Origin of the sequence: Streptomyces sp. BBFR25, from assembly GCF_044590125.1 — a bacterium.
GTDB classification, from domain to species: Bacteria; Actinomycetota; Actinomycetes; order Streptomycetales; family Streptomycetaceae; genus Streptomyces; species Streptomyces canus_D.
Genome location: NZ_CP172447.1, coordinates 6,862,143 through 6,876,475, shown reverse-complemented (window position 1 = coordinate 6,876,475; position 14,333 = coordinate 6,862,143). Strand labels below are relative to the sequence as shown.

Sequence of the window (14,333 nt, the reverse complement as noted above, 5' to 3'; positions counted from 1 at the left end):
CCGCCGGTGCGCGAACAGCACCGCGCGCACCCGGGTGGGCCGCCGTTCGCTCGCCGCCGCGCAGGCCGCCCACGCGGCGACCGCGACGTCGGCGGGGCCGACGGCCGATCCGCCGAGTCCGGTGGCGTCCAGCAACGTCCAGGCTCTGCCGGGACGTTCCGGAAGCTCGCTGAGCCGGGCGCCGAGCTGCGCCCGGTCGCCGGGGTCGACCGCGACGACCAGCCCGCCCGTGGCGGCGGCCCGTTCGGTCAGCGTGGCGAGGAGCGCCGGGTCGGCGCCCAGCACGGCGAGGTCGGTGGCCACCGTCCGTACGGGGTGCGCGACCCGCTGCCAGACCGGGCGCAGCAGGTGCGCCCGGTGCGGGCGCGTCGGCTCGGCGGGCTCCGTAGGCTCCGTGGGCTCGGCGAACGCGGGCGCCCGCGGGGCGGTTTCGGAGGGTGCCGGTGCCCGATGAGCGGCCGGGTCGGGCGCGCCGTAGGTCTCCTCCAGGTGCCGGGCCAGCCCGTCCACCGTGGTGTGTTCGAACAACAGCGTCGGGTAGAGCGCGGAGCCGACGACCTCTTCGAGGTCGGTGCTGATCTGCAGCATGTCGACGGAGCTGAGGCCCATGTCGTAGAAGCCTGCCCCGTCGTCGACCGTGTCGGCGCCGCGGTCGAGCAGCCGGGCGATCCGTTCCCGCAGCCAGTGCCGGTAGTCGGCGGCGGGCGCGGCCGGGGTCCGCGGGTGGGCGGCGACGGACCGCGGCTCGTCGGTGGTCTCGAGGAGCAGGTCGCGGATCGACTCGGGGCGGCGGATGCGCTTGCACGTGAGGCGGTCGAACTCGGCGACGGTGCGGCCCTGCCCATCGTGCAGCGAGAAGGTGCTGCGGAACAGTTCGCCGGACGGGGTGAGCTCCTCGGGCTGCGGCACGTGTACCAGGAACGCGCCGTGCAGCGGGCCGTGCGCGCGGAACCGGTCGACGAACATCGGGATGAACGGCTCGGCGGCGGTGATCTCGCGCTGCCCGTACGCGACGATGGTCGCGGCGTCCATCTTCGCCGGGTGCAGCAGGAACGCGCGGTCCTCGGCGGTCTCCGGGAGGATCAAGGAGAGTTCGGCCAGCAGGTGGTCCGCGCCGATGTGCATCGGGCCGGTGCACTGCATGGCCGCGCCGTGCACGATCTCCCGGGAGCGGGTGTGCGCGTACATGTCCGCCATCGACCGGGTGCGGACGGCGTCCGCCACCAGTGGGGCGGCGTCCAGGTCGGGAACGGCGGACGGGCCGGCGGGGTGCAGTTCGGCGCGGATGTTCTCCCGCCACTCGCCGTATGGTTCGTCACCGCGCAGCCAGCGGCTGGTGCCGGTGACCGGGCGGACGCCGTCCACCGGCTCGCCGATCACCACCCGGATCTCCCGGTCGTGGCCCTCGGCGGTGGCGATGGCCTCGGCGAAGACGATGCCGCGCAGTTCGACGGTGGCGGGGTCCGTGCCCCGGGCCGCGAGGACCCGCAGCACGATGTCGAGGAAGGTGACTCCCGGCATCACCGACACCCCGTGCACCCGGTGGTTCTGCATGATGAAGTCGCCGTGCCGCAGCACGATCCGGCAGTCGATGGTGGGGTCGCTCATCGGTGGGTCCTCTCCGGGATGCCGAGGACAACCCCTGCGGCGGAATCCGGTTCGAAGTGCAGGTCGAGGATCGAGGTGGCGCGGACCTCCCGGGCGGGCGCCTCGGGTGCGGGCGAGGGGTGCGCCGGGCGGTGCGCGTCCGGCGCCTCCAGCCAGAGCCGGCGGCGGTCGAAGACCGGTCGGGGCAGCGGGCGGCGGCTCGGCGGGTGCTCGGCGACCGCCGCCTCGTCGGGCTCGCTGACGATCAGGTGGGCGTTGGTGCCGCCGAGCCCGAAGGCGCTGACGGCGGCGACCCTGGGACGGCCGGGGTCGGGCCAGTCCCGCAGGGTGGTGTTCGGGTAGAACGGGGAGGCGGCGAAGTCGAAGCGCGGGTTGGGGTTCTCGCAGTGCAGGGTCGGCGGGAGCTGTCGGTTCCGCAGCGCCAGCACCGCCTTGACCAGGCCCGCCGCCCCGGCCGCGCTGAGCAGGTGGCCGATGTTGGACTTGACGCTGCCGATCGCGCAGAAGCCGCGCGCGTCCGTGGTCTCCCGGTAGACGTCGGTGAGCGCCCGCAGTTCGATCGGGTCGCCGATCATCGTGCCGGTGCCGTGCGCCTCGACCATGCCGACGCGGTCCGCGGACATCTGGGCGGTGGCCAGCGCCCGGCGGATCGCCTTGCCCTGGGCGACCGGGTTCGGGGTGGTGAGGCCCATGGTGCGGCCGTCGTTGTTGACGGCCACCGCGTCGACCACCGCGAGCACCCGGTCGCCGTCGGCGAGCGCCCGGGCGAGCGGCTTGAGCAGCACCAGTCCGCAGCCCTCACCGGGCACGAAGCCGTCGGCGTCCCGGTCGAAGGTGGCGCACCGGCCGGTCGGCGAGAGCGCCCGTACGGCGCTGAACTCCAGGTAGGGGCGCTCGTCCAGCAGGATGTCCACGCCTCCGGCGAGCGCCAGCTCCGACTCGCCCTCCAGCAGGCTCCGGCAGGCGAGCTGTACGGCGGCGAGGGCGGAGGAGCAGGCGCTGTCGACGACCAGGTTCGGGCCGTGCAGGTCGAAGTGATGGGCGACCCGGGCGGCCAGGAAGTTCTGGTCGCCGCCGAGTGCGGCCGGGCCGGAGCGCAGACCGATCCGCCGGCCGTAGTCGCCGAGCCGGGCGCCGACGAACACACCGACCTCGCGGCCCTGCAGTTCCTCGGTCCGGTACCCGGCGTCGGCGAGGCAGTTGACGGTGCCTTCGAGGACCAGTCGGACCGCCGGGTCGAGGCAGCGGGCCTCTTCCTCGCTCATCCCGAACCACTCCGGGTCGAAGTCCTCGATGCCGTCGACGAACCCGCCCCACCGGCTGACGCTGCTGCCGATCCGGTGCTCCGGCCGGTACAGCGCCCGGTGGTCCCAGCGGCTCGGCGGGATCTCGGTGATGCTGTCGCGGCCCGCCGCCAGGGCCGACCAGAAGGCGTCCGGGTCGGGCGCGCCGGGGAACCGGCAGTCCAGGCCGATGATCGCGACCCGGCGGTCGACGGGCTCCCGTGCCGGGACGGGGGGCGTGGCGGTGGCCGGCTGCGGACGAACGTTCGTCACCGCGGCCGGCCCCTGCACCGGCCCCGGGGGTGACGCCGCGTCGACGGCCGCCCGGTCCAGTCCGGCCTTCCGTAGATACTCGGCGAGCCGATCAAGCGTCTGGTGCTCCAGCAGTACAGCTGGTTCGAGGCTGCTGCCGGTCTGCTGCTCGATCAGTTCCACGAGTTCGCCGAGCATCACCGACTCCACGCCCAGGTCGGCGAAGGGCGCGGTGGGGTCCAGGTCGGGCAGCGGGATCTCCAGCGCCTCGGAGAACAGGGTCAGCAGCCAGTCCGGCGGCGCGTCGGAGAGCGTCGGGACAGCCGTGGCGGCCGTAGCGGCCGTGGCCGCTGTGACTACCGTGGCCGCTATGGCCGCTGTGGCCCCCGGTGCGTCCACGGACGTCGCCGTGCGGTGCGCGTGCAGCAGGGTCTCCTGGTCGAAGCGGCCGGGCAGCGGCACGACGGGCAGCAGTTGGGCGGGCAGCGTGCCGACGAGGACGGCTTCGAGGACCCGCAGCCCCTCCTCGACGGTGATCGCGTCCAGACCGGCCGGTGCGCAGCCGTCCGGCTGGTCGGCGCCCATGCCGGTGCCGAGCCAGGTCGGCCAGTGCACGCTGTGGAAGCGGGTGCGGCCGGTACGGGCCCGGTCGGCGAGGTACTCCAGGTGGGCGTTGGCGGCGGCGTAGTCGACGACGCCCGCACCGAGGCGGGGCAGCAGGGTGCTCGCGGAGGACATCATGACGAAGAACTCGGGCTGGTCGGCGACGCACAGCCGTTCCACCTGATCGACGCCCTCCGTCTTCGGCCAGAAGACCTCGGCGATGTCCGCGACGGCCTTGCGGACGAAGGAGGGCCGGCCCCGGCTGGGCAGTCCGGCGCAGTGCACCACGCCGCCGATCGGGCCGAGCGAGCCGCGCACCCCGGAGAGGAACGCGCCGAGGCCGGCGTCGGTGGCGAGGGCCTCGCCGTACACCATCACCTGTGCGCCGGCCCGCTCCAGTACCTGCACGTTGCGCACCGCGACGGCCTCTCGGTCCGTCAGCCCGGGCGCCGCCCAGCGGTGTCGTGGTGGCAGCGGGTGGGCGGCGGTCAGGGCGAGGCGGCGGGCGCCCCGTTCGACCAGGCGGCGGGCGACCTCCGCGCCGATGCCCCGGGTGCCGCCGGTGACCAGGTAGACCTTGGCCGGGTCGGCCGGGAACTCGGCCGGGGGCGGGGTCGGCACCGGTTCCAGTACGGGGACGAGCCGTTTCCCGCCGCGGAGCCTGACCTCGGCGGTGGGCTCGCGGCCCGCCCATTCGGCGAGCAGTCGCCGGGCCAGTTCGGCGGGCCCGGCGTCACTTTCGACGACGGTGGCGCGGACGGTGCGGTACTCCGCGCCGAGCAGCCGCACCACGCCCGCCAGGCGGCGGCCGTCCGCGCCGTCGCGGTCGCGCACCGCGTGCACGATCCGCAGCGGGGTGCCGGGACGGCGGGCCAGCAGGCGCTGGAGGGCGGCGAGCCGGGCCGTCCACGGGCCGGGGTCGGCGGCGGGGCGGTCGAGTTCGCTCAGGTCCAGCCAGCCGGTCAGGTCGGGGTGCCGGTCGGCGAGCCCGTCCAGCAGTGCGGCCGCGTCCCGCTCACCGGTGAACCCGGCGTCGCCGTCGGCGGGTCCGCCCTCACGGACCGGGATCACCCGGTCGCGTCCGAAGGCCTCGGCGACCTGCCGGGCCGTCTCCCGGGAGCTGTCGGTGTACACACACACGAGCCGTCCGGTCACCGGTTCGGGCCTGGGCGGTTCGGCGCTGCGCCAGCTCTTGGTGAGGAGCAGCGGCCGCCGTCCATCGGGTTCCTGCACGGGTGCGGCCTCCACGCTCTTCGCGGGCTCGGGCCAGTAGCGGCCGCGGGCGAACGGGTAACTGGGCGCGGCGGCCCAGCGGGGCCGGTCGCCGGTGTGCAGGCGGGACCAGTCGACCCGGCCTCCGGCCGTCCAGTGCCGGGCGAGCGAGAGCAGGTCGCCGTGCGACCCGTCGGCGGGGAGCGGTCCGGTGGGGGCGTCGGCCCCCGGTGTGCGGCCGCGGACCACGCCGTCGCTGTCGCCGTCCAGGAAGCGCAGCAGTTTCGCGCGCAGCTCGGCCGGGTCCTCGGCGATGGCGGCGAGGCGTTCGCGCAGCGGTTCGCGACCGGACTGCGTGGTGTGCGCGAGGTCGGCGAGCGGCGGCAGCTCCGGGCGGGCCAGGAACTCGGCCCAGCGTCCGGCCAGTTCCCTGAGCCGCTCTTCGTCGCGGGCGGACAGTACGAACAGGTGCGGTCCGGCCGGGCGGTCCTGCCGGGCGGCGGCCGGCTCCGGGAGGTACTCCTCGATCACCAGGTGCGCGTTGGCCCCGCCCGCGCCGAAGGCGCTCAGTCCGGCCCGGCGCGGAGCCGCAGTGCCGTCGGCGGCGCGGCGTACCGGCCACGGCGCGGCCTCGTGCTGGACGGCGAAGGGGCTGCGTGCCCAGTCGATGTCGGGGTTGAGCTGCTCGGCGTGCAGCGAGGGCACGAGCCTGCGATGCCGCAGTTGCAGCAGCACCTTGGTGAGCCCGGCCAGTCCGGCGGCGGCCTCCAGGTGGCCGATGTTGGACTTCACCGAACCGATCGCGCACGTCCCCGCCTCGGTCCCGGCGAACGCCCGGGCCAGACCGTTGATCTCCACGGGGTCGCCGAGCGCGGTGCCGGTGCCGTGCGCCTCCAGGTAGCCGATGCTGTTCGGCTCGACGCCCGCGTCGCGCAGCGCCGCGGTCACCAACTCTCCCTGTGCGACCGGGTTCGGCACCATGTAGCCGCTGGTGCGGCCACCGTGGTTGGCGGCGGTGCCGCGGATCACGCCGTGGATCCGGTCTCCGTCGGCGATCGCCCGGGCCAGCGGTTTCAGCAGCACCACCCCGACGCCCTCGCCGGGTGTGAAGCCGTCACCGCCCGCGCCGAAGCTGCGGCAGCGGTGGTCGCTGGACGCCATCCGCAGGCGGTGCTGCTGGCGGAACTTGTGCGGGTGGACGGACAGGTTCACGCCGCCGACCAGCGCGGCCTCGCACTCGCCCTGGCGCAGCGCGCGAACGGCCAGGTGAATGGCCGTCAGGGAGGCCGAGCACATGGTGTCGACGGTCAGGCTGGGGCCGTTCAGGTCGAGGAAGTACGAGACCCGGTTGGCGATGCCCGCGAGTGCGGAGCCGGTGTCGGCGGCCGGGCCGACGAGTGACTGCTCGACGCCGAGGAACGGATACTCGTTGTACATCGCGCCCGCGTACACGCCGACCCGTCCGCCGTGCTGCTCGCGCAGCCGGGCGCGGGTGTAGCCGGCGTCCTCCAGCGCCTCCCAGGCGACTTCGAGGAAGAGGCGTTCCTGCGGGTCCATCAGCACCGCGTCACGCGGCGAGATGGCGAAGAACAGCGGGTCGAATTGGTCGATGCCGTCCAGGAACGCGCCCCACATCAAGTCCACCGGCCAGCCGGGGCGGTGTCGTTCGGCGGGCAGCGGCCCGATCGCGTCGTATCCCTGCTCCAGCAGGTGCCAGAACCGGTCCAGGTCCGCCGCCTGCGGATAGCGGCCGGCCATGCCGACGACGGCGACGGCCGTGTCCGCGGGCAGGTCACCGGTGGGCTCGGGCCGGTCCCCGGCGGGCTCGGTCCGGCCGCCGGGAGCCGGTGTGCCGGCGGGCTGCCAGGGGCCGTCGGCGCGGGCGGCGAGTTCGGCGGCGACACCGGCCAGGTCCTGGTGCTCGTAGAACAGGGTGCGGGAGACGGGCCCGGTGAAGTCCTCGGCGAGGCGGGCGTTGAGCTGGCCGACCACGTACGAGGTGAGGCCGTAGTGCTCCAGCGGCACCAGCGGGTCGAGCCGCTGGACCGGAATGCCGGAGGCGTCGGCGTAGACGTCGAGCACGTACCGGCGTACGGCGTCGTCCACCTCGGCAGCGGATGCCGCCACGGGTGCGGGGCGCGCGGGCGCGCTCAGGCGGTGCTCCTCCCCCGCGAACACCGTGCCCGGCAGCGGCACCCGGCGCAGGCCGGGCGCCCACAGGGCGTGCCAGGCGACGGGGGCGCCACGCAGCCACCCGGCGGCCGCGGTTTCGGCGTCCGCCGGGACGAGTTCGGGGACCGCAGGACCGGGCCTCACCACGGCATCCCTCAGCGCCGGGTGGCTGCGACCGGCGGCGAACTCCGCCAGCGCGGCACGGACTTCGCCGCGGTCGGCGGTCACCACGGCGAGGCGGTGCGGCATGGGGACGCGGCCGTCCTGCAAGGTGAACGCCAGATCGGCGAGAGCGGGCGGGGCGCCGTTCTCCAGGTGTGCGGCGAGCCTGCCGGCGGCGAGCCGCAGGCCGTCGGCGGAGCGTGCGGACAGCACCACCGCCTGCCGGTCGGGTGCGCGCCCGTCGGCAGCGGCGCCGGGCGTGGGCTCGTCGTCGGCGGATGTCGCGGCCCGCAGCACCGCGTGGGCGTAGGCACCCGAGGCGCTGACCGCGTTGACCACGGCACGACGGGCGGTCGCGCCCGACGGCCACTCCTCGAGGCGCTCGGGGAAGCGCAGAGGCAGCTGGTCCCAGTCGACGAGGTCGCTGCGCCGCTCGGCGGTGAGCGTCGGGGCGATTTGGTCGTGCTCGAACTGGAGCAGCACCTTGAGCAGTTGGGACAGGCCCGAGGCGGACTCCAGGTGGCCGATGTTCGGCTTCACCGTCCCGGCCATCACCGGGTTGCCGGCGAACACCGACTCGAATGCCTCGAGTTCGGCGGCGTCGGCCACGCCCGCTCCGGCCGCCGCGAGTTCCACGTAGTCGACCTGGACGGGAGTGACCCGGGCCCGGTCCAGGGCCGCGCCGACCGACCCGGCCAGCGCCTCCGGACTGGGCACGCCGAAGCGTCCGCCGCCGCCGGCGTGGCCGATCCAGGTGGCCTCCAGTACGCCCCGGACGGTGTCGCCGTCCCGGGCGGCGGACGCCGCCGGGCGCAGCAGGACGGCGGCCACGCCTTCGCCGGGGCACCAGCCGGAGCTGTCGGCGGCGAAGGCCCGGACCGGTCCGCCCTCGGCGAGCAGTCCCGCCTCGGCGAGCAGGGCCAGGTGGTAGGGGTGGGCGACCAGGTTGGCCGCGCCGACCACGGCGGCGTCGCAATCGCCGCTGCGCAGGGCCTCGACGGCGAGGTGGAGGGCCGTGAGGGACGAGGAGCAGGCGGTGTCGACGGCGACGCTCGGCCCGTCGAAACCGAAGTAGTGCGAGATCCGGCCGGGCATGTCCGCGGCCAGGGCGGACACCCGGGCGGCGGCGTCCGCGTCCCAGGTCTCCTTGCCGCTGTGCTGGTGGTCGTGCCACATGGCGGCGGTGAAGACGCCGACCCGGGGCGCGGCGGCGCGCAGCGATTCGGCGGTGTGGCCGGCGTCCTCCAGGCAGGTCCAGACGGTCTGCAGCATCAGGCGCAGTTGCGGGTCGAGCGCGGCGGCCTCGACCGGGGCGACGTGGAAGTGCAGGCTGTCGAAACCGTCGATGCCGGTGAGGAAGCCGCCGTGCAGTCGGGCGGGCAGCCGGCTGTCCTCGGCGATCCCCCTTCCGGCGGGCAGGGGGCCGACGGCGCACTGGCCGGTGCTGAGCTGCCGCCAGTACTCCTCCAGGTTCTCGGCGCCGGGGAAGCGTCCGGCCATGCCGACCACCGCGACTTCGGCGGTCTCCGGTTCCTCGTCGACCGTGGCCCGTGCCGGCTGCTCGGCGTACGGCGGCAGCAGGTGCGCGGTGCTGGGCCGGTCGACGCCGCCGCCCATGAAGGAGTGCAGGAAGACGTGGCCGTCGTCGAGGGCGAACTGGTCGCGGATGTCGTCGAAGGTCAGTGTGCCGACCGGGCACAGTCCGATGCCGCACGCGGCCTGCCCGGTCATGAGCAGCTGGCCGATGTACCCGGCCTCCAGCGTCAGAAAGCGCTCGGCGACCTCCTGGTAGAGCGGGGCGATGCCGCGGGTCTGGCCGATCAGGAAGATCCCGAACGCGGACCGGTCGAACACCGGCCGGTTGTAGTAGAAGTGCACGGCGCGGTCGATCCGCGGCTCGGCGTTGACCAGTTCCAGCGCGTGCCCGCGCGGGTCGTAGTAGTAGACGCCGCCGGCCAGCCCGTCGACGGTGTCCGGTTTGACGTGTACGTACGTCTGCACCGAGTAGGTGTCCCCGGCCGACGGGTACAGGCGGCGGGTGCCGTCTTCCACGGGGGCCTCGCGCAGCAGGCCGAGCAGCCGGGCCAGCGCCTCGGCGGGCAAGGGGGCGTCGCGGTAGTCGCGGCGGCTGCCGCGCCACTCGTAGTGGGCCGGGTGGAGCGGCGTCTCCGCCAGCGCGACGCGTCGTACGCCGGGTGCGGGGCGCCGCAGGTTCCAGGCGGCGGCCTTGAAGGCGTCCCGCTCCTCGGGCGAGAAGAGGTCCACGGTGCCGGGGCCCGCCTCCGGTTCCGGCGTTACGGGAGCGGCGGGTGTGGTGGGTACGGCGGGAGCGGCGGGTACGCCGGGTGCGGCGGCCGGTTCGGGCTCGCCCTGGAGGCCGAGGCGGCCGGCGAGGATCCTGGCGATGCCGGCGGCGGTCGGCTCCGAGATCAGCGCCGAGACCGGCACCCGCTGCCGGTACCGCTTCCGCAGCCCGGCCGAGACCTGGACCATGGTGAACGAGGTGGCACCCTGCTCCCAGAGGTCCCCCGCCGGGTCGAGGGTGTCCACGCCGAGGTGCCGGGCGAACATCGCCGCGATCTCCCCGGCGAGCCCGGCCTGGCTCACGGCCGCGGGTACGGGACCGGTGACGGCAGTGGGCGGCGCGGCGGGCTCGGCGGCCGGTGCGGCGTCCAGCGGCCAGGGCAGCGCCTTGCGGTCCAGCTTGCCGTTGGCGGTCGCCGGGAAGGACGGCAGCAGCGCCACGAAGTTCGGCACCATGTACCCGGGCAGGGCCTCGGCGGTGTGGGCGCGCAGCTCGGCGGGGGTGACGGCAGGGGCGGCCGGGTCGGTGACGACGTAGGCGACGAGTTTGGTGTCGCCGCTCGCCGCCTCGCCGTCGCGCAGCACGGCCACCGCCTCCTGCACGGCGCGGTGCGCGCGCAGCCGGTGCTCGATCTCGCCGAGTTCGACCCGGTGGCCGCGGATCTTCACCTGACGGTCCCCGCGTCCGGCGATCCGCAGATTGCCGTCGGGCAGCCACAGCGCCCGGTCGCCGGTGCGGTACATCCGCTCGCCGGGGCCGTCGACGAAGGGGTCGGGCAGGAACAGCTGGGCCGTCAGCGCGGGCTGGTTGCAGAAGCCGACGGCCAGGCATTCGCCACCGGTGTACAGGTCGCCCTCGACGCCGATCGGGCAGGGTTCGAGGTGTTCGTCGAGCACATAGTGCCGGGTGTTGTCGATCGGCTTGCCGTAGGGGATGCTGCGCCAGCCCGGGTCGACGGTGGTGACCCGGTAGACGTTCGACCAGACGGTGGTCTCGGTGGGCCCGCCCATGGCGATGGTCTCGGCGTTCGGGAACGCCTCGCGGATCGCTCCGGGCAGCGCCAGCGGGATGAAGTCACCGGCCAGCGCGACGATCCGCAGGTGCGCGGCGGCGGGGTCGCCGGTGTCGGGGGTGAGCAGCGGGGTCAGCTGGTGCAGGGTGGTGGGCGCCGAGTTCCAGAGTGTGACCGGCTCGGTGAGCAGGATGTCGAGGAGCAGTTCCGGGTCGCGCTGCTGCGTCTCGTCGGCGAGGTAGACGCCCGCGCCGCAGCCGAGCAGGCCGAGCATGTCGAAGACGGACAGGTCGAAGCTGAGCGAGGTGACGGCGAGTCCGAGGTCGGACGGGCGCAGCTCGAAGGTGCGACGGCAGAAGTTCAGCAGGTTGCGCACCGAGCGGTGGGCGACCTGGACGCCCTTGGGGGTGCCGGTGGAGCCGGAGGTGAAGATGACGTAGGCGGTGTCGTCCCGGGTGCCGCGGGTCTCCGGATCGTCCTCGGGGGCGGCCGGCCCGGTGATCACCGGGTCGGTGTCGGTCTCGACGGTGGTGACCCCGTCGGGCAGCGGCACGGCGAGGGTGTCGGAGGTGGTCAGCACGGTGGTGGCGCGGGCGAGTGCGAGCATCGTGGCGACCCGGGTGCCGGGCAGCGCGGGGTCGATCGGCAGGTAGCCGGCGCCGGCCTTGAGGATGCCGTGGAGGGCGGCGACCATCTCGGGTCCGCGCCGGATCCGCACGCCGACCAGTTGCCCGGGGCCGGCACCGGCGGCGATCAGCCGGTGGGCGATCCGGTTGGCGCGGCGGTTGAGTTCGCCGTAGGTCATGGTGCCGCCGAGCCAGCGCAGGGCCACCGCCTCGGGGGTGCTCGCGGCCTGCCGCTGGAACAGCAGGTGCACGGGGCCGTCGTCGGGCACCGGGACGGTGGTCTCGTTCCAGGCGTACAGCACGGTGTGCCGTTCCTCCGCCGTGAGCCCGCCGGAGGGGGTGCCCGTCCAGGTGGCGTCGTCGGCGAGCAGCCGCAGGTCGTTCTCGAAGGCGGCGAACATCCGCTCGGCGAGGGCGGCCGGCAGGTCGGCGGGGACGATGTCCCAGCAGTAGCGCAGTTCGTCGCCCTCGGCGACGGCGACGCTGTCCAGGGCGCAGCCGGGGGTGCTGGTGAGCCATTCGCCCTGGCGGACGCCGGCCGGCAGCGGCCGGTCGGTGAGGTCGACGAGGGCGGTGTAGACCACGGGGTAGGCGGCCTCGCTGCCGCGGAGTACCTGGCGGCGCATCTCGGTGAGGCCGCCGGAGCCGCCCTGGGTGAGGTCGGCGTCGAGGACGCGGCGGTACTCGGCGGCGGCCGCGGTGAGCGGGAGCCCGGCGGGCGCGGCGGTGACCCAGGTCATGAAGGAGTGCTCGCCCGGGCGGGCGGCCCCGGCGGTGTCCGGCCAGAGCACCACGGGCAGCGCGTAGGGCTGTTCGGTGTGGCCGGAGACGGCCCGGGTGAGCGCGGCGAGCAGCAGGTCGTCGGGGTGCAGGCCGTGCTCGGCGGCGCGGCGGGTCAGTTGGCGGTAGCCGTTGATCCGGCCGGCCAGGCGGGTGCGGCCGCGGCCGTCCCGGGCGAGGGCGCCGGGCGGGCCGAGTTCCGGTCCGGCGGGGAGTTCGGCGAGCCGCTCGCGCCAGTAGCGGGCCTGCTCGGCGACGGTCCCCGCGGCGACCGGGTCGGGCCCGGCCGGTACCGGCCGGGCGGCCGGGTCGGCGTACAGCCGCCACAGGTCGCGGTAGAGGAGGTGGATGCTCAGACCGTCGGCCACCAGCAGGTCGAAGGCGCAGTGCACGACCGAGAGCCCGCTGTCGTCGCGGGTCACCCGTAGGTCGAACAGCGGCCAGCCGCCGAGCGGGAAGGGCTGGTTGGTCATTTCCTCGCGCATCGCCGCGCGCAGTGCCGGATGCGCGGCCGGATCGCCGGCCTCGATCACCGGGATCCGCCACTGCGCGGGCCCGTGCCGCCGGTCGGTCACACCGTCGGCGGCGAAGGCGGCGCGCAGCACCGCGTGGCCGTCGACCAGACGCCGCAGTGCGTCGGCGAGCGCCTGGAGGTCGAGTGCGTCGGCCTCGAAGCTCTGGTAGCACTGGCAGCCTTCCGCGGGTCCGTCGGCGGCGGCTGTGCGGGCGACCAGGTACGCCTCCTGGAGGGGGCGGGGCGGACGCGGCTCTGCGGCGGCTTCGGTGCAGGCGGCGGCGAGGGCGTTCCCGAAGGCCGCGAAGGCGGTCTCCACGGCGCCGGGGGCGAACCTGGTGGGGTCGATGTCCCAGCGGTAGCGCAGGGCGCCGTCCTGTTCCCACATCTGGTGGTCGAGGGCGACGTCGGTGGTCTGGCTGACCCCGTACTCGATGGCCGCCCCGAAGCCGCCTGCGACACCGGGCGGCGGGCCGACGTCGAGCAGGCTGGTGAAGACGACGGCGGGCGCGGGTTGGCCGGTGCGCTGTCCGCGCAGCGCCTCGACTCCGGAGACCAGGCCGTGCCGCAGGTGTTCGCCGAGGCGGGCGTGGACGGCGGCCGCCTGCTCGTCGAGGGTGTCGTCGGCCTCGCGTTCCAGGACCAGGACGGCGGTCGAGGTGAACGGGCCCACGAGGTGCTGGGTCCCGGCGGCCAGGTAGGGGCGGTGGCTGGTGGTGACCACCAGGGCGGTGCGCCGCTGCGGAGCCCGGCGGTCCAGCGTCTCGGCGAACAGGGCGAGCACCAGGGCGGTCGGCGAGACGCCGAGCCGGAGGGCCCGCGCGGTCAGCGCCTGCCACTGGTCGGCGGGCAGTTCGGCGTCGAGCGGGCGGCGTTCGCGGCAGCCGTCGGCGGGGGCGGCCGCGGGGGCCGGGGCGACCAGGCCGGGCCCGGGCGGCAGCCCGGCCAGCTCCGCGTCCCAGTAGGCGAGGTCGGCGCGGTGGGCGTCCGAGCCGCGTTCGGCCAGCAGGGCGGGCACCAGCTCGGCGACGGAGGGCCCGGCGGCGGGCAACGGCTGCTCCGGATGGTGGTAGCGGCGGTGCCACTGCTGGAGCAGCACCGCGTAGCCGTGGCCGTCGGTGATCAGGGTGTCGAGGCTGAGGTGGACGATGTCGGGGCCGGTTTCGGTGCGGGTGACCTCCACGGCGAACAGCGGCCATTCGCCGGGCCGGTAGCAGCGGTGCGAGAGGCGGGCGCGGACGGTGTCGCGGTCCTCGGCGTCGCCGGGTCCGTGCACGGGCATCCGCCAGTCGTCGGCAGCTGGGCGGATGTGCTGGAGGCCGTCGTCGTCGACGACCGCGCGCAGCATGCCGTGCTGGTCGATCAGGTCCTGCCAGGCCTGACGCAGCCGACCGGGGTCGAGGTCGTGGACGGCGAACTCGCGATACAGGTGGCAGCCGACCGTCTCGCCGCCCAGGTCGCTTCCCTTGGCGACCAGGTAGGCCTGCTGGAGGTCGGTGACCGGGAACGGCTCCCGCTCGTCGGTGCGGATGCCGGCGGGCGGCCGCGGGGCGGTGTCGGCGCTCTTGGCCGCCACCGTCGCGGTCAGCTCGTCGAGGGTGGCGGCCGCGAGCCGGGCCGGCGGCAGGTCGAGGCCGAACTCGCGTCGTATGCCGGCCCACAGCCGGGTCAGCGCCAGCGAGGTGAGGCCCCAGTCGGCCAGTCCGCCCGGTGGCAGCGCTGTCGCTCCGTCCGGGCGCACCTCGGCCAGCAGCCGGTGCAGGATCCGAACAGCCGTCAGCCCGGTCTCGTTGCTCGTTTCCAC

General features: G+C 75.0%; 2 protein-coding genes (1 of these 2 only partly in view). Both read right to left on the bottom strand.

Annotated features, from left to right (window positions below; translation table 11 throughout):
• Positions 1-1,608, bottom strand: the 5' portion of a protein-coding gene (locus ACGH52_RS31265) for an SDR family NAD(P)-dependent oxidoreductase (protein ID WP_399944161.1). Its footprint begins 19,815 nt before the window's first position; the window shows 1,608 of its 21,423 coding nt (coding positions 1-1,608); it begins with the start codon at positions 1,606-1,608; its stop codon lies off the left edge, out of view.
• The gene (locus ACGH52_RS31260; RefSeq protein WP_399944158.1) at positions 1,605-14,333 is read right to left on the bottom strand and encodes an amino acid adenylation domain-containing protein; all 12,729 of its coding nucleotides are present in this window, start codon (positions 14,331-14,333) and stop codon (positions 1,605-1,607) included. The genes ACGH52_RS31265 and ACGH52_RS31260 overlap by 4 nt, the downstream gene beginning before the upstream one ends.